Here is an 18,800-nt window from a genome sequence, read left to right as displayed (position 1 = left end):
GATAACGGCATGGCGGATTCGCCAAACATCATCGCTTCGCTCACCGATCTGACGGAAAACTACGCGGCCATCCTGTGCGACGTATGGGGCGTGGTGCACAATGGCGAATGGCACTTCCCCGTCGCCGCGGAGGCGCTTGCCCGGGCGCGCGCGGCAAAAGTGCCGGTAGTGCTGATCACCAATTCGCCGCGGCGCAGCGCCGACGTCGTTGCGCAGATGCATGCGATCGGCGTTCCGGCAGATGCCTATGACCGTGTCGTCACCTCGGGCGACGTCACGCGCGACTTGATCGCCGAGGGTCCGAGAAAGATCTTCCACATCGGGCCCGAGCGCGACTTCACCCTCTATGACGGCTTGGACGTCGAACTCGTGGAGGAATTCGAAGCGTCCGGCGTCGTCTGCACCGGGTTCTACGACGACGAGGTGGACAAGCCCGCCGAATACGCGGAACTGCTGCAGCGGCTGCGTGCCCGCAACCTGCCCTTCATCTGCGCCAACCCCGACATTCTGGTCGAGCGCGGCGAGCGCACCATCTGGTGTGCCGGCGCGCTGGCGCGCGACTACGCGCAGCTTGGCGGCCGCACGCTGATCGCCGGCAAGCCTTTCGCGCCGATCTACAACCTCGCCATGAAGGAGGTCGCCGGGCTGCTCGGCCGCGCGGTCGAGCGCAAACAGGTTCTCGCTATCGGCGATGGCATGATGACCGACGTCAAGGGTGCCGCCGACAACGGGTTCGACGTGCTCTATGTCTCGGGCGGTATTCATGCGCGCGACTATGGCGACCCGCTGCGGCCGGATCCCGAAAGGCTGGCGGGATTCCTCACGACGCACGGTTATCGCCCGGTCGCCGTCATCGCGCGGCTGCAATAGGCGGGAAGCCGGACCATGACGGGCGCCCCGACATCACGCAGGTCGACATGACGCACGATTTCGAACGCATTTCGGCGGTCACGCCGTTGCCCGGGCATCTGCGCGGCGGCGTCGTGGCGATCGGCAATTTCGACGGCGTCCACCGCGGCCATCTGTCGGTGCTGGAGCGGGCGCTGGCCGAAGCCGGCCGCCGCGGCGTGCCGGCCCTGGTGCTTACCTTCGAGCCGCATCCGCGCAAGGTGTTCAGACCGGACGTGCCGCTCTTCGTGCTGACGCCGCCGCCGATGAAGGCGCGGCTCCTGGCCAGGCTCGGCTTTGCCGCCCTCGTCGAGCAGCCGTTCACGCGCGACTTCGCCTCGCTCTCGGCCGAGGCATTTGTGACCGATGTGCTGGAAAACAGGCTGGGCGTCAGCCATGCCGTCACCGGTTTCGACTTCCACTTCGGCAAGGACCGCCAGGGCGGCCCGGCCTTCCTGATGGCGGCAGGCGAGCGCCACGGCTTCGGCGTCACGCTGGTCGACGCCTTCCGCGACGAAGGTGCCGAGGTGGTCTCGTCGAGCCGCATCCGCGCCCTGCTTTGCGAAGGCAAGGTCGGGGAAGCAGCCGGCCTGCTCGGCTATCGCTTCACCATCGAGAGCGAGGTGATCGCCGGCCAGCAGCTCGGCCGCACGCTTGGCTTTCCAACCGCCAATATGAAGCTTTCGCCGGAAGCCACTCTGAAGGAAGGCATTTACGCCGTCCGCTTGCGCCGCGCCGATGGCACGCTCCATGACGGCGTCGCCAGCTTCGGCCGCCGGCCGACCGTCGACGATAATGGCGCGCCGCTGCTCGAAACCTATGTCTTCGACTTCTCCGGCGATCTCTACGGCGAGATCTGCCAGGTGTCGTTCTTCAGCTATCTGCGCCCCGAGCTCAAATTCGATGGGCTCGATGCGCTGGTCGTGCAGATGAAGCGCGACGAGGCCGGGGCGAGGGCGCTGCTTGCAGGTGTGCGTCCGCTGTCGGAGCTGGACGCCGCCATCTGCTTCTGAGGTCTGGCAGGCGCGGTGGCGAAGAGAAGCCTCAAAGCGCCTGCGTCCGGCTAGCAGATTGCAAACCTTGGCGATTGGCGAAACGCCCTCTCATGTCGTCATCCCAGGGTCTTCGCGACGGAGCTTCGCTCCTGCTTCGCCCTGGGATGACGATGTTGGGCAGGCTTCGGCCGATCGCGAAGGTCGAGTACCCTACCGCTTGAGCGCCAGCCCGGTGGCAATGAAACTCCAGCCTTGGAAGATCAGGTCGACGGCCAGGAACATGCCGAGCACCCACAGGCTGTTGACCGGCCAGCCCATGGCGATGATCAGGCCAAGCAGGATGGTGATGATCGCGGCTGCCAGCAGCCATCCCCAGCCTTGCTGCGGCCGGTGGTTCCAGGCGACCCAGGCCCTCAGCAGCCCGGAAGCAATGAGCGCGACGGCGAGCAGAAACGTCAGCACTGCCGAGGCGAGAAGCGGGTTGTAGAAGGCGAAAAAGCCGGCGACGGCATAGAGCAGGCCGCTGAGCAACCAGTAGAAGAAGCGCCCCCAGGTCTTGACGCCGAAAGCATGGATGATCTCGATGACGCCCGCCATCAGCATCAGCCAGCCGACGACATAGACCGAAGCGACGGTGGCGATGAAGAGATTGCCGAAGGCGATGCCGCCGAAAATCAGCAGCAGCACGCCGAGCGCCACGAACCATCCCCATTTGTCGCGCGTGCGTCCGATCGCGTCTTCCAGGGTATTGCCTTGCAAGCTCATGGCTTCGTCTCCCTGCAGAGTTCGCCGCGCATCCTGCGGTTGAAGGAAGGTAATCCCGATGTGATCACCCGTCCAGCGCGGTGGCTATTGCCAAGATGCACCGAAGCTGGTGTCATTTGACTTTGCGCAATGGAGGTACGGCGATGAAGCGATCCTATGGGCTCGCCCTGTTTTCCTCGGCTCTCGCCCTGTCCACTGTCGCTTCGCCTCCCGCCTTCGCGGCGCAGCCCCGCGATCCGCCGGACGGCATCGCCAAGATAGAGACGGTGGTCGTCATCTTCGCCGAGAACCGCGCCTTCGATAATCTCTATGGCCATTTTCCGGGTGCCGAGGGCATCGACAAGGCGAGCAAGGAAAGCTTGCAGCAGCGCGACCGTGACGGCTCGGTCCTGTCAGAGCTGCCGCCGGTCTGGGACGGGCTGACCGCCAAGGGCGTCACGCCGCCGGTGACGCAGGCAATGACCGAGCACCTTCCGAACGAACCGTTCACGGTGAACGACCCAAAAGGGTTCAACGTGCCGCTCAGCGTCGTGACGCATGATCTGTGGCATCGCTTTTACCAGAACCAGATGCAGATCAACGGTGGCAAGAACGACATGTTCGTCGCCTGGGCCGATTCAGGCGCCATGCCGATGAGCAACTGGGACGCCTCCAAGACCGATATGTGGGCCATTGCGCAAAAATACGTGCTCGCTGACCATTTCTTCATGGGCGGCTTCGGCGGCTCCTTCTTCAATCACCAGTGGCTGATCTGCGCCTGCGCGCCGTACTACGCGAATGCCGACAAGAGCCCGGCCAAGCCGTCGATCGCGGTGACGGACGCTAGCGGCACAGCGCTGAAGATCGCCGACAATTCGCCGAAATCGGCGCGCGACGGGATCCCGAAATTCGTCTCCGACGGCAACCTGACGCCGGATTTCTACGCGGTGAACACCATGCAGCCGCCATACCAGCCGAGCGGCAACGATCCGGCGCCCGGCGGCGATCGGCTGCTCGCGGATCCTACCAAGCCCACCACGCTGCCGCCGCAGACGGAACCGACCATCGGCGACATGCTCAGCCTCAAGCACATAAACTGGGCGTGGTATTCCGGAGCCTGGCAGTACACGCTCGACCACGGCAACAAAACACCGATCCCGAACTTCCAATATCATCATCAGCCGTTCAACTATTACGCCAATTACGCTCCGGGCACCGAGGCCAGGCGCGAACATCTGCGCGACGCCGGGTTGGCTGGCGCGAGCTTCATCCAGGCCATCGACGACGGCGCCCTGCCGCAGGTCTCTTTCTATAAGCCGCAGGGCAATCTCAACGAGCACTCCGGCTATGCCGACATCCAGGCCGGCGACCGCCATATCGCCGACGTCGTGGCTCATCTGGAAAAGAGCCCGCAATGGCCGCACATGCTGGTCGTCGTCACCTATGATGAGAACGGCGGCATCTGGGATCACGTCGCACCGCCCAAGGGCGACCGCTGGGGACCGGGCACGCGCATTCCCGCGATCATCATTTCGCCTTTCGCCAAGCGCGGCTATGTCGATCATACCCCTTACGACACGACGTCGATCCTGCGCTTCATCACCGAGCGTTTCGAATTGCCGGTCCTGCACGGCATCGTGGTTCGCGACAAGGCCGTGGCCGCGCATGGCGAGCCGCCGCTCGGCGATCTTTCCGGCGGGCTCGACCTGAATTGAGGGCGCGTTTTCGGAGGACCAACATGGACGCCGACCGGATCGTCGCGCTGGTCACGGCTGCCGGCATCGAGCTCACCGACCGTCGCCGCAACGCCAAAGGTGATGGTTGGTCGCTTAGCTTCTCCAGCGGCGCCACCGTTGAGGTGGGTGACGACGGATCGGCACGCGTCGCGGGGAAGGGCTCGAAGGCCGTGGCCAAGCTGCTGGACATGTCGCACGCGCCGCGCGGCAGCTAAGCCGGGCGGCCGATCTCCATGCTGGCGGTCCGCGCCGTCTCTGTTACGGATCTTAAGTCAAAATTTACCGCACTGACGCCATGCCTTCTGCGCTGCCCGGTGTTCCTGCCGGCCTGTTTCGCGTAAGGGTTGACGATGCGTATTGTCGGGACGATTCCGCTGGTTCTCGCCTCTGGCCTGATGGCCGTCACCTGTGCCCAGGCCGACGAGGGGAGCTGGATTTCCGGCGACTGGTACCTGACGCTCGGCGCCACCGGTCTCGTTGCCCCGAATTTCGAGGGCGGCAAGAAATATATGCTGAGCGCCCAGCCCATCATCTCGCTCGGCAAGGCAGGGCCGGAGGCGCGTTTCACCTCGCGCAACGACAACATCTCGCTGGCGCTGATCGACGACGGCAGCGTGCGCGCCGGCTTGACCGGCAAGTTCCTGTTCTCGCGTTCCAGCAAGGACGAATTGCAAGGCCTTGATCCGGTGCGCTGGGGCGGCGAGGTCGGCGGCTTCTTCGAATTCTATCCGCTGGATTGGGTGCGGGCCCGGGCGGAGCTCAGACACGGCATCCGCTCCCACAACGGTTTCGTCGCCGACATCGCGGCCGACGCCTTCTACGACGTCACCCCGACCGTCCGCATATCCGGCGGCCCCCGTGTCTCCTTCGCCTCGGCCGGCTATTTCGACGCCTATTACGGCGTCAACGCCACGGAAGCTGCGGACTCGGGCCTCAGCGAATACCATCCGGGCGGCGGGCTGAAGTCGACCGGGCTCGGCGGCGCGATCACCTGGAAAGTGACCGAGCCGATGACGGCCAGCGTCTTCACCGAATATTCCCGCCTGATGGGGCCGGCGGCCGATTCCAGTCTGGTCAAGGAGCGCGGCGACCGCGATCAGTGGACCGTTGGCGTGTCGACCACCTACCGTTTCAATTTCTCGATGTAAGTCAAAATACAGGCGCTTTGGCTTGAAATCCGCGCTTTATTCCTGCCGCGGCATCCGCTAAAAGCCACGCCATGACGAGCTTTTCGCGCCTTTTTGCGATCGCGATACGAATTACGGGCCCGGTGTTCCGGGTGGCCTGAGCGCCGCCGGAGCCGCCGGGACTTTTGCGCGCGGCCCCCTCGCGCTTTTTCCAGATCATGATAGTTCAACGCCCGAGCTATTTTGCCAACGGGCAATGCACATGGCAGACCAATGACCGACACCCCCGTGACCGATACTGCTGAAACCATCGACTATTCCAAAACGCTTTACCTGCCGCAGACCAATTTCCCGATGCGCGCCGGCCTGCCCGAGAAGGAGCCCGGCCTGGTCAGGCGCTGGCAGGACATGGAGCTTTACCGCAAGCTGCGCGATGAAGCCGCCGGCCGAGAGAAATTCGTGCTGCATGACGGGCCGCCCTATGCCAATGGCAACATCCATATCGGCCACGCCCTGAACAAGATCCTCAAGGACGTCATCAACCGCTCCTTCCAGATGCGCGGCTACGACGCCAATTACGTGCCTGGCTGGGACTGCCATGGCCTGCCGATCGAGTGGAAGATCGAGGAACAGTACCGGGCCAAGGGCAAGAACAAGGACGAGGTGCCGGTCAACGAGTTCCGCAGGGAATGCCGCGATTTCGCCGCCCATTGGATCAAGGTGCAGGGCGACGAGTTCCAGCGGCTGGGCGTCATCGGCGATTTCGACAATCCCTATACGACCATGGCCTATCACGCCGAGGCGCGGATCGCCGGCGAGCTTTTGAAATTCGCCATGTCCGGCCAGCTCTATCGCGGCTCGAAGCCGGTGATGTGGAGCGTGGTCGAGCGCACCGCGCTCGCCGAGGCCGAGGTCGAATACCAGGACTATGAGAGCGACACGATCTGGGCGAAGTTCCCGGTGGCGAGCCTTGCCCGGCCGGTCGACGCCGCCGATGCCGCGCCGGCGCTGAATGGGACGGCACTCGACCTGCTGGAGGCGCATGTCGTCATCTGGACGACGACGCCCTGGACGCTGCCCGGCAATCGCGCTGTCAGCTTTTCGCCGCGCGTCGCCTATGGCCTCTACGAAGTGACCGCGGCCGAGAACAGCTTCGGGCCGCAGCCCGGCGAGAAGCTGATCTTCGCCGACGCGCTGGCGGAGGACGCCGCTTCCAAAGCCAAGGTCACCTTGAACCGGCTTCACAACGTCTCCCCTGAACAGCTTGCAAGTCTTACGCTTTCGCATCCTTTCAGAGGACTGGGCGGCGGCTACGAGTTCCCCGTGCCGATGATTGCCGGCGAGCATGTCACCGACGATGCCGGCACCGGCTTCGTGCACACCGCGCCCAGCCACGGCCGCGAGGACTTCGATGCCTGGACGGATGCGGTGGCCGAACTCATCAAGCGCGGCGTTGACACCTCGATCCCGTTCCCGGTCGACGATGCCGGCTTCTTCACCAAGGACGCGCCGGGCTTCGGCCCGGACCGCGAGGACGGCCCCGCGCGCGTCATCGACGACAACGGCAAGAAGGGCAACGCGAACCAGGCGGTGATCGAGGAGCTGATCAAGCGCACCGCGCTGTTCGCGCGCGGCCGGCTGAAGCACAGCTATCCGCATTCCTGGCGCTCGAAGAAGCCCGTCATCTTCCGCAACACGCCGCAATGGTTCGTCTATATGGACAAGGACCTCGGCGACGGCACGACGCTGCGCAGCCGCGCGCTGCAGGCGATCGACGACACGCGCTTCGTGCCGGCGGCCGGCCAGAACCGCATCCGCGCCATGATCGAGGAGCGCCCCGACTGGGTTCTGTCGCGCCAGCGTGCCTGGGGCGTGCCGATCGCCGTCTTCGCCGATGCCGACGGCAATGTGCTGAAGGACGAGGCGGTCAACCAGCGCATCATGGACGCCTTCGAGCAGGAGGGCGCCGACGCCTGGTTCGCGCCGGACGCCAAGGAGCGCTTCCTCGGCAACCACGACGCCTCGAAATGGCATCAGGTGACGGACATCCTCGACGTCTGGTTCGATTCCGGCTCGACGCATGTCTTCACGCTTGAGGATCGGCCCGACCTCAAATGGCCGGCCGACGTCTATCTCGAAGGCTCCGACCAGCATCGCGGCTGGTTCCACTCCTCGCTGCTCGAAAGCTGCGGGACGAGGGGCAGGGCGCCTTACGAGACGGTCATCACCCATGGCTTCACCATGGACGAGGAAGGCCGCAAGATGTCGAAGTCGCTCGGCAACACGGTCGTGCCGCAGGACGTGATAAAACAGTCCGGCGCCGATATCCTGCGGCTCTGGGTGGTGACAACCGACTATTGGGAAGACCAGCGGCTCGGCAAGAACGTGCTGCAGACCAATATTGATGCCTACCGCAAGCTGAGGAACACCATTCGCTGGATGCTGGGCACGCTCGCCCATGACGACGGCGAGGACGTGCCGCTGGACAAGATGCCGGAGCTGGAGCGGCTGATGCTGCACCGGCTGTCCGAACTCGACGAGGCGGTGCGCCAGGGCTACGACGCCTTCGAGTTCAAGCGCATCACCCGCGCGCTGCTCGACTTCATGGTGGTGGAGCTTTCGGCCTTCTATTTCGACATCCGCAAGGACGCGCTCTACTGCGACGCGCCGTCCAGCTTGCGCCGCAAGGCGGCAGTGCAGGTCGTGCGCCATCTCTTCGAATGCCTGGTGAAGTGGCTGGCACCGATGCTGCCTTTCACGATGGAAGAGGCCTGGCTCGACCGTCACCCCGAAGCCGCCTCGGTGCATCTCGACCAGTTCCCGGCCATTCCGGATAACTGGAAGAACGAGGCGCTGGCCGAGAAATGGCGCAAGGTCCGGCAGGTGCGCCGCGTCGTCACCGGCGCGCTCGAGATCGCGCGCGCCGATAAACTGATCGGCTCCTCGCTGGAAGCCGTGCCGGTGGTCACCATCGACGATGCGGCGCTGGAAGCAGCCATCGCCGATGTCGACATGGCCGAGATGGCGATCACCAGCGATCTGGTCATCAGGCATGGCAAGGCGCCGCAAGGCGCTTTCACGCTGGATGACGTCAAGGGCGTCGCGGTCGTCGTCGAGAAGGCCGAGGATCGCGGTCTGGTCAAATGCGCGCGCTCCTGGCGCTACACGGCCGATGTCGGGCAGGATCCGGAATTTCGCGATGTCTCGGCCCGCGATGCTGCCGTGCTGCGTGAACTGAGGGCGCTCGGGCGTTTGTAGGTGCATGCCGCCCAAAAGTGTGCAGCGGTTTTGGGCTAGCGATTTGCACCCATCAAATAAGTGCAAAAGTGCCACGCCGGGCGGCGCAAATTCGCCCGCGCGTTGCCCTTGACAAGCGGTTGAGGTAAACACGCGACACTCCGGCAGACAAATTGTCGCCGGATTTCCATCGCAAACGCGGGGAAGAAGGGGACCGCGCCCCTGTGGCCGGTGGCGACCGAAAGGCTTTAAAGTGGGACTTTTTGGCATGACCGAAAGAACGTTTGCGCGCGCCGCGCTGCTGGCGCCGCTTGTGGCATCGGCCATAGCCATGTCGGGCTGCGTCGGCTCTCCGACCTACGGAACCGACAAGACCGCCGCCGAGCAACTCGCCGACGACGTTTCGGGCGCCGTCGCGATCACGCCGAAGCGCCGCGATCCTATCGACTATAAGCCGCGCCCGGACCTGGTGAAGCCCGCGCCGGGACAGAAGGAAACTCTGCCGCCACCGCAGCAAAGCATCCAGACGGCGAGCGCCGACTGGCCCGAATCGCCCGAGGCGCGCCGCGCCCGCATTCGCGCCGACGCGACCGCCCACCAGAACGACCCGAACTACCAGCCGGAAGCGGTCGAGGACGTTCAGACCGACCCGGTGGCGGTGAAGAAGGCTTTGGCCGATTCTGCATCCAGCCATCCGCCGCGCTGGTCGCCGGACGATTCCAGCGCGACCCGAACCGCCGAGATCCAGCGCCGCCTAGCGGAGCAGAAGCAGGGCAATCCCAATGTCCGCAAGTATTTGAGCGAGCCGCCGCTTGCCTATCGTCAGGCCGCCGACACCGCGCCGCAAAACGAGCTCGGCGAGGACGAGTACAAGAAGGAGCGCCGGCTCAAGGCGCAGGCGGAAGGCAAGAAGGGCGGCGGCTGGTTCGACTGGCTGGGGCTGTAAGTGGCGAATAGCGAATAGCGAATAGCGAATAGCGAATAGGTCTCTGTTGCTCACTACTCACGACCTGCTTCTTTGCTACTCACTGCTTGCGTCAACCATTCACCATTCACTGCCATTCCGCCTCTCGCGAAAGAACTCCTTCAGGATGAGGGCCGCTTCGCTTTCGCCCAAGCCGGAATAGACGTCCGGCGCGTGGTGGCAGGTGGGCGAGGCGAAGAAGCGCACGCCGTTGACCACCGCGCCGCCCTTCTCGTCGGCCGCGCCGAAATAGAGCCGGCGGAGTCTCGCGAACGAAATGGCGCCGGCGCACATGGCGCAGGGCTCGAGCGTCACATAGAGATCGTGACCGGTAAGCCGCTCGCTGGCGAGTTGCCGGCAGGCTTCGCGGATCGCCAGCATCTCGGCATGCGCAGTCGGATCGGCCAGCTCGCGCGTGCGGTTGCCGGCCTTGGCCACGACAATGTTGCCGTTGGCGATCACCGCGCCGACCGGCACTTCGCCCCGGCTTGCGGCCGCTTCGGCTTCCTTGAGCGCCAAAGCCATGAAATCCGGCCGCTTCACGCGCTTTGCATTCCGATTACTCCTCGCCACCCGACGGTGATCCTGTTATCTAGCGCGTGACCCTGAAAACCGGAATCGGTTTTTGCCGCGCTGCTGCATGCGCAAATCAAGATGACACTGCTTGCATAACGCGTCCGACCTGGCGCGTGCGCCGCGGCAGTCCAAGAAGAGCAAGATCCATATGGACGACGACAAGAAATCATCACGCAAAGGGCCGGGCAAAGGCGGATCGAAACCGACGCCGCGCGGCGACAAGCCGTTCCGCCAGGGAGCGCGTTCGCAGGGCAAGCCCTTCGAGAAGCGCGATGGCGCGCGCAAGCCTTACACGCAGCGTGACGACAGGCCGATGGCCGCCGATGGCGAGCGCCCCGCGCGCGATTTCAAGCGCAGCTACAAGCCGCGCGCCGTCGAGGGCGCGGAACGCGGAGAACGACCGTTCCGCAAAGGACCGCGCCCCGAGGGAAAGCCGTTCGAAAAGCGCGATGGCGCCCGCAAGCCCTATACGCCACGTGGCGATCGGCCAGCGGCCGCGGAAGGCGAGCGCCGCGATTTCAAACGCAGCTACAAGCCTCGTGACGGGGGCGAAGGTGGAGAGCGTGGCGAACGACCGTTCCGCAAAGGTCCGCCGCGCGACGGCAAACCCTTCGACAAGCGCGAAGGCCGCAAGCCCTACACGCCGCGCGGCGACCGGCCGATGGCCGCCGAAGGCGAACGCGCCGAACGGCGCTTCGATCGCCCCAAGCGCGAGTTCGGCGATCGGCCCAAGCGGGATTTCGGCGATCGGCCCAAGCGCGACTTGGCCGACCGGCCGCAGCGCGAAGACGGAGGCGACTTCGCGCAGCGCCCGAAGCGGGATTTCGCCGATCGAGCGCCGCGCGACAGCGCCGCGAGAAAGCCGGAAGGCGGCTTCAAGCCGCGCCCGCGGCCCTCGGAAGCAGCGCCGGAGGCCGGCGAGCGCATCGCCAAGCGGCTGGCGCGCGCCGGCATCGCCTCGCGCCGCGACGCCGAGGAACTGATCGCCGCCGGCCGCGTCAAGGTCAACGGCAAGGTGCTGTCGTCGCCGGCCTTCAACGTCATGCCCGACGACGTCATCCATCTCGACGGCACGGAGATCCCGCCGATCGAGCGCACAAGGCTGTTCCTGTTCCACAAGCCGGCAGGCGTGGTCACCACCAACCGCGATCCGGAAGGCCGCAAGACCGTCTTCGACGTGCTGCCGGCCGATCTGCCGCGGCTGATGACCGTCGGCCGCCTCGACATCAACACCGAAGGGCTGCTGCTGCTGACCAATGACGGCGGGCTGTCGCGGGTGCTCGAACTGCCGGCCACCGGCTGGCTACGGCGCTATCGCGTGCGCGTCCACGGCAAGGTCGAGGAGAGCAAGCTCACCGCCTTGCGCGACGGCATTGCCGTCGACGGCGTCTTCTACGGCTCGGTCGAGGCCTCGCTCGACCGCGAGCAGGGCAGCAATGCCTGGCTGACGATCGGCCTGCGCGAAGGCAAGAACCGCGAGGTCAAGAACATCCTCGGCGCGTTGGGGCTGGAGGTGACGCGGCTGATCCGCATCTCCTACGGGCCGTTCCAGCTCAACGAGCTGCCCGAGGGCCACGTGCTGGAAATCAAGGGCCGCACGCTGCGCGAGCAGCTCGGCGAGCGGCTGGTTGAAGAGTCCGGCGCCAATTTCGACGCCGAGATCCAAAAACCGTTCTCCAACAAGCCGGTGCGACGCAGCGAGCCGCGCCGCGATGAGGACGAGCGGCCGAAATTCACGCGCGAGGGCGACCGCCGGCCGATCGGCGAGGGCGGGCTGATCAAGGCCCGCAAGCGCCGTGAGGGCAGCCGCGACGAGGCGCTGAGCAAGCTTTCGACGAAGCCCGAGCGAGCCTTCGGCGAACGCGGTCCCCAGTCTCGCTTCGACAAGTCTGGCTTCGACAAATCCGAGCGCGGCTTCGGCAAGTCCGAGCGGGGCTTCGGCGGCAAGGCCGGCGGCAAGAAAGGCGAACCGCGGCCGATCGAACCGCCCGGCCAGCGCAAGGCCAATGTCTGGATGGCGCCGGGCGCGCGTCCCATCGGCAAAGGCAGGGCGGAGGCCGACGCCGCGAAGGCCGCGGAAGCGAAGGCGCGGAAGGCGTCGTTCAGGCCGGGCGGCAAGGGCAAGCCGTTCGGCAAGCCAAGAGACGATCGGCCGGAGGGAAGCGGCGGCGAACGGCCGCGCGGTCCGAAGGGGCCGAGGGGTGGCAATGCGGATCGTCGGCGGTGAGTTTCGCGGGCGTCCGCTGGCGACGCCCCGTTCCAATGCCATCCGTCCGACCACCGATCGCACCCGCGAGGCGGTGTTCAACGTGCTGGCGCATCGCTATGCCGAAAAGCTCGAAGGCGGCCGTGTGCTCGATCTCTTCGCCGGCACCGGCGCGCTCGGGCTGGAGGCGCTGTCGCGCGGCGCCTCCTACTGCGTCTTCATCGAGGAATCGGCGGAAGGGCGCGGGCTGATCCGCGACAATGTCGAGGCCTTCGGGCTCACCGGCCGGACCAAAATCTTCCGCCGCGACGCGAGCCATTTGGGCGAAGCCGGCACGCTGTCGCCTTTCGGCCTGGTCTTTGCCGACCCGCCCTATGGCAAGGGCCTCGGCGAGCGCGCGCTGCGCTCGGCAAAGGCCGGCGGCTGGCTGCTGCCCGGCGCGCTCTGCGTGGTCGAGGAGGCGGCGTCCGCGCCGTTCGAACCGGGCGCCGGTTTTTCCGTGGTGGACGAGCGCGGCTATGGCGACACGGTGATCCGGTTTGTCGAGGTGGGGTGAGGGGCACGTCCCTTCTCCCGCAAGGGAAAAGGAAATGACGCACGCGCCTCGAAAATGACGAACAAATCACTTTGCCTCGCCATGGAACCTTTTCTATCGTCGCGCGACCGAAACCGGAGCATTTGATGACATTGAACACCAGAGGCCTGCGCGCAGCATTCCTTGCCGGCGCGCTGGCGTTCGCGGCGCAGGCTCCGGCACGCGCCGCCGACGAAGCCGCGGTCAAGGATTTCCTGCTCGAGAACGGCCTGGAAGTCGTCGTCATTCCGGACCATCGCGCCCCGATCGTCACTCATATGGTATGGTACAAGATCGGCAGCGCCGACGAGCCGCCCGGCAAATCCGGCATCGCGCATTTCTTTGAGCATCTGATGTTCAAGGCTACGAGCAACAACGCAGCCGGCGAGTTCGACCGCGCCGTGGCCGACATCGGCGGCTCGAACAACGCCTTCACCTCCTACGACTACACCGTCTTCCATGAGACGGTGCCGCCTTCGGCGCTCGAGGAGATGATGGGGTTCGAGGCCGACCGCATGCGCAACCTCGTCCTCACCGACGATGTCATCAAGACCGAGCGCGACGTTATCCTGGAAGAGCGCCGCTCGCGCATCGACAACGATCCGCAGGCAGTGCTGGACGAGGAGGTCGACGCGACGCTCTGGCAGAACCAGCCCTACCGCATTCCGGTGATCGGCTGGATGCAGGAGATGGAGCAATTGAACCGCGAGGATGCCAAGGCGTTCTACGACACCTACTACCGGCCGAACAACGCCGTGGTGATCGTCGCCGGCGACGTCGATCCGGACGCGGTGAAGGCAATGGCCGAAAGGACTTACGGAAAGGTGGCGCGCGGGCCGGACCTGCGGCCGCGCATCCGCCCGGTCGAGCCGGAGCAGAACACCAAGCGCACCGTGACGCTGACCGATGCGCGCGTCTCGGTGCCGAGCTTTTCCACGCAATGGGTGGTCCCGTCCTATCACACCGCCAAGCCCGGCGAGGCGGAGGCGCTCGATCTCCTGGCCGAAATCCTGGGCGGCGACAACCGCAGCCGCCTCTACCAGCAGCTGGTGGTGAAGCAGGGCATCGCCTCCGGGGCCGGCGCCTTCTTTCAGGGCACCATGCTCGACGCCACCAACTTCACCGTCTATGGCTCGCCGCGCGGCGACGCCAAGCTTTCCGAAGTCGAAGCGGCGGTCGATGCCGAGGTCGCGCGCATTGCCAAGGACGGCGTGACCGGTGACGAGCTGGAGCGGGCCAAGACCCGCTATGTCCGTTCGATGGTCTTTGCTCGCGACAAGCAGGACGACATGGCCAATATGTACGGCTCGACGCTCGCCACCGGCGGCAACGTGAAGGATGTCGAGGAATGGCCCGACCGCATCCGGAAGGTCACTGCCGCAGAGGTCAAGGCCGCGGCCGCCCGCTACCTGGTGCTCGACCGCTCGACGACCGGCTATCTCCTGCCGCAACAACAGGCGGGGAATTGATGATGAGCATGGAACGCGGACGAATGGGCGCTTCTTCCCTTCTCCCCTTGTGGGGTCCGAAGGACGGGGCGAGACCCGTGGCTCGCCCCCGGGCGGTGGACGCGAAGCGGCCGGATGAGGGGCGCCCCAGCTGGGCGATATGCTCCTCCGTCTCGGCGCTGTGCGCCGATCCACCTTCTCCCACAAGGGGAGAAGGGGGGGTCTACCGTATCGTCGCAACCCTCTGCTTTGCCCTATTCTTCCTGCTCTTGCCGGCGCTGGCCGCCCACGCGGAGATGAACATCCAGGAGGTGAAGTCGAAGAAAGGCATCACCGCCTGGCTGGTCGAAGACCATTCGATCCCGCTGGTTGCCATCCGCTTCGTCTTCGACGGCGGCACCGCGCAGGACCCCGCCGGCAAGGAAGGTCTGGTCAATCTGATGAGCGGCCTTTTCGACGAGGGCGCCGGCGACCTCGACAGCGAGGCCTTCCAGTCGAAGCTGGACGATGCCGGGGCCGAGATGAGTTTTCAGGCGGCACGCGACGGCCTTTATGGCTCGATGCGCATGCTGTCCGACCAGAAGGACGAGGCGTTCGGCCTGCTGAAGCTGGCGGTGAACAGCCCGCGCTTCGACCAGGCGCCGATCGACCGCATCCGCGCACAGATGCTCTCGGGCATTCTCGCCAACGAGCGCGACCCCAACACGATCGCCCAGCAGCGCTGGCTGCGCGCGATCTATGGCAAGCATCCCTATGCGCGGCCGGATGAGGGGACGAAGGAGAGCCTGGCCACTATAACGGCCGCCGACATCAAGGCCTTTCGCAAAGCGAGTTTCGCGCGCGCCGGCCTGCATGTGGCGGTGGTGGGCGACATCGACGCCGCCACGCTCTCCGGCAAGCTGGACGAGGTGTTCGGCGACCTGCCGCAGACGCAGACGCTGGCCCAGGTGGCGGACGTGTCGCTGAAGCTCGGCCAGCAGCTGGAAGTGAACTACGACCTGCCCCAGACCTCGCTGCAGCTCGCCTGGCCCGGCGTCAAACGGAGCGATCCCGATTTTTACGCGGCCGTGCTGATGAACGAGATCCTCGGCGGCTCGACTTTCACGTCGCGGCTTTACGAGGAGGTGCGCGAGAAGCGCGGCCTTGCCTATAGCGTCAGCTCCGATCTCGTCGATCACGCGCATTCCAATGCGCTGCTGGTGACGACGGCGACGCGTTCCGATCGCGCCGCCGAGACGCTCGCCATCGTGCGTCAGGTGGTGAAGGAGATGGCCGAGAACGGCCCGACCGAGGAGGAGCTCGCGGCGACCAAGAAATACATGATCGGCGCCTACGCCATCAATAATTTGGACTCCTCCAGTTCCATTGCCGCGACGCTGGTCGAGCTGCAGCTCGACAATCTCGGCATTGACTACATCAAGCGCCGCGCCGCGCTGATCAATGCGGTGACGCTTGCAGACGTCAAGGCCGCGGCAAGGAAGCTTCTGTCGGCCGACCCGGCGATAATGGTGATCGGACCGCCGCTGGTGCAGGTGGCGGGAGCCCGCAAGGGATGAGCCCGACCTTCGCGGTTGCCTTCGGCGGCGGCGGCGCGCGCGGGCTGGCGCATATTCACGCCATCGAGGCGCTGGACGAGCTAGGGATCAAACCGGTGGCGATCGCCGGCTCCTCGATCGGCGCCATCATGGGCGCCGGCATGGCCGCCGGCATGCGAGGGGCGGAGATCCACGAGTACAGCCGCTTGATCCTCGGCAGCCGCGCCGAGGTGGCCGCGCGCATGTGGCGCTCGCGGCCGGGCACGATCGCCGAGGCCATGCAGGGCGGCATCCGCGTCGGCCAGTTCAATATCGAGCGCATCCTGAAGGCCTTCCTGCCTGACGCCATTCCGGCGACCTTCGAAGAGCTGAAGATTCCGCTCAAGGTGACGGCGACCGACTATTTCGGCCACAAGCTCGCGGTGTTCTCGCAGGGCGATTTGCAATCGGCGCTGGCGGCCTCGGCCGCCATTCCGGCGGTGTTCCGCCCGGTGATGCGCGACGACCGATTGCTGATCGATGGTGGCATCTACAACCCGGTGCCCTTCGACTTGGTCGAGAAGGATGCCGACATCATCATCGCCATCGACGTGGTCGGGGCGCCGAGCGACGTCGAACGCAAGCATCCGACCACGGTCGACCTCATGTATGGCGCCACGCAGCTGATGATGCAGTCGATCATCGCCAACAAGCTGCGGCAGCACCCGCCGGATATTCTTATCCGCCCGGCCGTCTCGAAATACCGCGTCCTCGATTTCCTGAAGATCGAGACGCTGATGGCCGACACCGTCGAGATCAAGGACGAGCTGAAGCGCGCCGTCGAGAAGGCGGTCGCCGAGCGCGGCGGCAAGCTGGGCAAGGCGGTGTGAGCGGTGGGACAGGCCTGATCCGCTACGTGGAAGACGAATTTCTATTTGCCCGTGCGATGCAGTTTTATCCACCCTGTGCGTACAAGTACGCATTTTGTCATTAACTCTTCTTCGAATTCGACATTGACGCGCGCTGCGGTAGAGTTAATAATATCCTAATATATAGGGTAGCGCGAATTACCTCCCGACCGGCAACAACGAGTACGGCGCTACTGGGGTAGGGGAAAAGCAACGCGGCGATCATCGCCGTCGTAGCCATCACCATCGAGCCACCACCTGTCTGTGAATCGCCTTTTGGGCTGGCCGTTCACGGGCCGGACCGTCGGGTTGCGCCTGGTTGCATGGCACTCTGATCCTTTCCTCTCCCCGTCAGACTGGGCGCCGATTCGTCGGCATGGGGTAGTCAGCCGTCTCGGACGGCCAACGAGCAGGCGCGGAGCGCGTCTGCCAGGGGGATGAAAGATGGCCACAACCGTTGGCACGAGCAGCAACGACAATCTGGTTGGCGGCAGCGGAGATGACATTCTGTCCGGGGGCGCCGGAAGCGACCGTCTGAATGGCGGGTCGGGCGCGGATACGCTCGACGGAGGCTCGGGCTTCGATACGGTCCTCGGCGGTTCCGGAGCGGATAAGCTCATCTATCGAGCGTGGGAAAATCAGTACAAGATTGGCGGCCAGGTTTACGGCACGGGCACAACGACCGGGCAAACGACCTTTTCCGGCTACGATGTCTATGACGGCGGCAACGGAAGCGCTGCCAAAGGCACAGCCGAAATCGATACGCTTTTCATCTACCTGAGCAATGACCAGCTCAACAACACCGCGTTTATGGCGACGCTTAACAACGAGATCGCTCAGTTTCGCGCTTTTATCAGCGCAAATTCGAACACCAATACCGGCCAGGCGGGGCAGGCAGAATTCACCTTCACCAGCATCAATTTGAAAGCCTCCGCGATCGAGCAAGTTTTCGTCGCCCGTGACCCAAGCTCGCCTGTCGGAGTTAACGACACCAACGCCGCGGATCCGGTGCGCGAGGCCGGTGTTGGCCCGGGAAATACACCTGTAGCGGGCGATCCCACAGCCGCGGGCAACGTGCTGTCTAACGATACGGATGCGGACGATGGCCAGGCGTCCTTGGTTGTCTCGGCGGTCCGGACAGGTCCGGAATCAGGATCTGGAAATGGCGGGACCGTCGGATCTCCGTTGGTGGGCACCTATGGCTCACTTGTTCTGAATGCGAACGGAACCTACACCTACACGCTCAACAACGGTGATGTGGACACGAACGCGCTGGCGGAGGGCGTCACAGTCACCGAGGTGTTTACATACACCGTCCGTGACCCGGATGGGTTGACGGATACGGCGCAGCTGACCATCACCATCACTGGAACGAATGACATTGTCTCGATCACCAGCGGCGCACAGAACGGTGCGGTCGTTGAGGATGCCAACACGACACCTTCGGCGACTGACTCGCTCAACGCTGCCGGCACGATCACCTTCAACGACGTCGACCTCAGCGATGGCCACACTGCGTCGTTCACGCCGACCGCCGGTGAGACTGCGCTCGGCACCTTCTCGCTTGACCCTGTCAGTGAAGCCGCGAACGCCGCCAACGGCTCGGTGCAATGGCACTACGCCCTCAACAACGCCGCCGCCCAGTACCTGGCTGACGGCCAGAGCGTGGTCGAGCACTACACCGTAACGGTCAACGACGGCCATGGCTCGGCGGCAACGCAGGTCGTAACCGTCACCATCACCGGCACCAACGACGCGGCGACGGTGAGCTCGGACTCGAAGTCCGTGACCGAGGGCAACACGGCAGCGGCGCTGAACGCCAGCGGCCAGCTGACGATCACCGACCCCGACACGGGTGAAGCGCATGTGGTGGCGCAGACCAA

The 18,800-nt window shown here is 65.0% G+C and carries 16 protein-coding genes; 13 read left to right on the top strand and 3 right to left on the bottom strand.

Features of this window, described 5'->3' with window-relative positions; all coding sequences use genetic code 11:
* Positions 1–9 precede the first annotated feature (9 nt).
* Both CK224_RS28200 and CK224_RS28195 read left to right on the top strand, forming a co-directional pair.
* Positions 10–870: a TIGR01459 family HAD-type hydrolase gene (locus CK224_RS28200; RefSeq protein ID WP_095784057.1), complete on the top strand. Its 861-nt coding sequence runs from the start codon at positions 10–12 to the stop codon at positions 868–870.
* 47 nt (positions 871–917) lie between these two features.
* The gene (locus CK224_RS28195; protein WP_095784056.1) at positions 918–1,901 is read left to right on the top strand and encodes a bifunctional riboflavin kinase/FAD synthetase; all 984 of its coding nucleotides are present in this window, start codon (positions 918–920) and stop codon (positions 1,899–1,901) included.
* A 192-nt stretch (positions 1,902–2,093) separates the two neighbouring features.
* On the opposite strand, the gene CK224_RS28190 is transcribed toward CK224_RS28195, so the two are convergent.
* Positions 2,094–2,648 (bottom strand): HdeD family acid-resistance protein, encoded by a 555-nt coding sequence (locus CK224_RS28190; protein WP_095784055.1) that lies wholly within the window; start codon positions 2,646–2,648, stop codon positions 2,094–2,096.
* A gap of 143 nt (positions 2,649–2,791) precedes the next feature.
* Between CK224_RS28190 and CK224_RS28185 the strand changes: the two genes are divergently transcribed.
* The 3 genes from CK224_RS28185 to CK224_RS28175 all read left to right on the top strand — a co-directional run bounded on the left by CK224_RS28185 (position 2,792) and on the right by CK224_RS28175 (position 5,511).
* Positions 2,792–4,342 (top strand): acid phosphatase, encoded by a 1,551-nt coding sequence (locus tag CK224_RS28185; protein ID WP_245426280.1) that lies wholly within the window; start codon positions 2,792–2,794, stop codon positions 4,340–4,342.
* Between the two features lie 23 nt (positions 4,343–4,365).
* Positions 4,366–4,578 carry a hypothetical protein gene (locus CK224_RS28180; RefSeq protein ID WP_066996644.1) on the top strand — a complete coding sequence of 71 codons (213 nt, stop codon included), beginning with the start codon at positions 4,366–4,368 and terminating at the stop codon, positions 4,576–4,578.
* Positions 4,579–4,713: 135 nt separating this feature from the next.
* A complete protein-coding gene (locus CK224_RS28175; protein WP_095784053.1) occupies positions 4,714–5,511 on the top strand; it encodes a MipA/OmpV family protein in 798 nt (265 codons plus the stop codon).
* 1 nt (position 5,512) lies between these two features.
* Here the strand turns inward: CK224_RS28175 and CK224_RS28170 are convergent, their stop codons facing one another.
* Entirely contained in the window at positions 5,513–5,710 is a 198-nt protein-coding gene (locus CK224_RS28170; protein ID WP_067325119.1) for a hypothetical protein, read from the bottom strand.
* Between the two features lie 53 nt (positions 5,711–5,763).
* On the opposite strand from CK224_RS28170, the gene ileS reads away from it, so the two are divergent.
* Both ileS and CK224_RS28160 read left to right on the top strand, forming a co-directional pair.
* On the top strand, positions 5,764–8,748 hold the full coding sequence (gene ileS, locus CK224_RS28165; RefSeq protein WP_176478041.1) for an isoleucine--tRNA ligase: 2,985 nt from the start codon (positions 5,764–5,766) through the stop codon (positions 8,746–8,748).
* 247 nt (positions 8,749–8,995) lie between these two features.
* A complete protein-coding gene (locus tag CK224_RS28160; RefSeq protein ID WP_095784052.1) occupies positions 8,996–9,673 on the top strand; it encodes a hypothetical protein in 678 nt (225 codons plus the stop codon).
* Positions 9,674–9,772: 99 nt separating this feature from the next.
* Here the strand turns inward: CK224_RS28160 and CK224_RS28155 are convergent, their stop codons facing one another.
* Positions 9,773–10,234, bottom strand: a complete 462-nt coding sequence (locus CK224_RS28155; RefSeq protein WP_066996659.1) for a nucleoside deaminase — start codon at positions 10,232–10,234, stop codon at positions 9,773–9,775.
* 181 nt (positions 10,235–10,415) lie between these two features.
* Between CK224_RS28155 and CK224_RS28150 the strand changes: the two genes are divergently transcribed.
* The 6 genes from CK224_RS28150 to CK224_RS28120 form a co-directional block, all read left to right on the top strand.
* Complete coding sequence (locus tag CK224_RS28150) at positions 10,416–12,494, top strand: pseudouridine synthase (protein ID WP_095784125.1); 2,079 nt, start codon at positions 10,416–10,418, stop codon at positions 12,492–12,494.
* On the top strand, positions 12,475–13,029 hold the full coding sequence (gene rsmD, locus CK224_RS28145; RefSeq protein ID WP_095784051.1) for a 16S rRNA (guanine(966)-N(2))-methyltransferase RsmD: 555 nt from the start codon (positions 12,475–12,477) through the stop codon (positions 13,027–13,029). The genes CK224_RS28150 and rsmD overlap by 20 nt, the downstream gene beginning before the upstream one ends.
* A gap of 125 nt (positions 13,030–13,154) precedes the next feature.
* Complete coding sequence (locus CK224_RS28140) at positions 13,155–14,516, top strand: pitrilysin family protein (protein ID WP_095784050.1); 1,362 nt, start codon at positions 13,155–13,157, stop codon at positions 14,514–14,516.
* Between the two features lie 209 nt (positions 14,517–14,725).
* Entirely contained in the window at positions 14,726–16,051 is a 1,326-nt protein-coding gene (locus tag CK224_RS28135; RefSeq protein ID WP_245426296.1) for a pitrilysin family protein, read from the top strand.
* On the top strand, positions 16,048–16,899 hold the full coding sequence (locus CK224_RS28130; RefSeq protein ID WP_067325128.1) for a patatin-like phospholipase family protein: 852 nt from the start codon (positions 16,048–16,050) through the stop codon (positions 16,897–16,899). Before CK224_RS28135 ends, CK224_RS28130 begins: the two co-directional genes overlap by 4 nt.
* A 462-nt stretch (positions 16,900–17,361) precedes the next feature.
* Positions 17,362–18,800, top strand: a 1,439-nt coding sequence (locus CK224_RS28120) for a VCBS domain-containing protein (protein ID WP_210199682.1), incomplete at its 3' end; no start/stop codon positions are given.

It is taken from the genome of Mesorhizobium sp. WSM3862 (assembly GCF_002294985.1).
Taxonomy (GTDB): Bacteria; Pseudomonadota; Alphaproteobacteria; order Rhizobiales; family Rhizobiaceae; genus Mesorhizobium.
The sequence above is the reverse complement of the archived record's forward strand: the minus strand, read 5'-3'. Positions and strand labels throughout refer to the sequence as shown.

Excerpts from the sequence above, each read along its gene's own strand:
- rsmD (WP_095784051.1), top strand. The coding sequence starts at position 12,475 with ATGCGGATCGTCGGCGGTGAGTTTCGCGGGCGTCCGCTGGCGACGCCC.
- CK224_RS28180 (WP_066996644.1), top strand. The coding sequence starts at position 4,366 with ATGGACGCCGACCGGATCGTCGCGCTGGTCACGGCTGCCGGCATCGAG.
- CK224_RS28175 (WP_095784053.1), top strand. The coding sequence starts at position 4,714 with ATGCGTATTGTCGGGACGATTCCGCTGGTTCTCGCCTCTGGCCTGATG.
- CK224_RS28200 (WP_095784057.1), top strand. The coding sequence starts at position 10 with ATGGCGGATTCGCCAAACATCATCGCTTCGCTCACCGATCTGACGGAA.
- CK224_RS28190 (WP_095784055.1), bottom strand. The coding sequence starts at position 2,648 with ATGAGCTTGCAAGGCAATACCCTGGAAGACGCGATCGGACGCACGCGC.
- ileS (WP_176478041.1), top strand. The coding sequence starts at position 5,764 with ATGACCGACACCCCCGTGACCGATACTGCTGAAACCATCGACTATTCC.
- CK224_RS28160 (WP_095784052.1), top strand. The coding sequence starts at position 8,996 with ATGACCGAAAGAACGTTTGCGCGCGCCGCGCTGCTGGCGCCGCTTGTG.
- CK224_RS28130 (WP_067325128.1), top strand. The coding sequence starts at position 16,048 with ATGAGCCCGACCTTCGCGGTTGCCTTCGGCGGCGGCGGCGCGCGCGGG.
- CK224_RS28170 (WP_067325119.1), bottom strand. The coding sequence starts at position 5,710 with ATGATCTGGAAAAAGCGCGAGGGGGCCGCGCGCAAAAGTCCCGGCGGC.
- CK224_RS28150 (WP_095784125.1), top strand. The coding sequence starts at position 10,416 with ATGGACGACGACAAGAAATCATCACGCAAAGGGCCGGGCAAAGGCGGA.
- CK224_RS28185 (WP_245426280.1), top strand. The coding sequence starts at position 2,792 with ATGAAGCGATCCTATGGGCTCGCCCTGTTTTCCTCGGCTCTCGCCCTG.
- CK224_RS28195 (WP_095784056.1), top strand. The coding sequence starts at position 918 with ATGACGCACGATTTCGAACGCATTTCGGCGGTCACGCCGTTGCCCGGG.
- CK224_RS28140 (WP_095784050.1), top strand. The coding sequence starts at position 13,155 with ATGACATTGAACACCAGAGGCCTGCGCGCAGCATTCCTTGCCGGCGCG.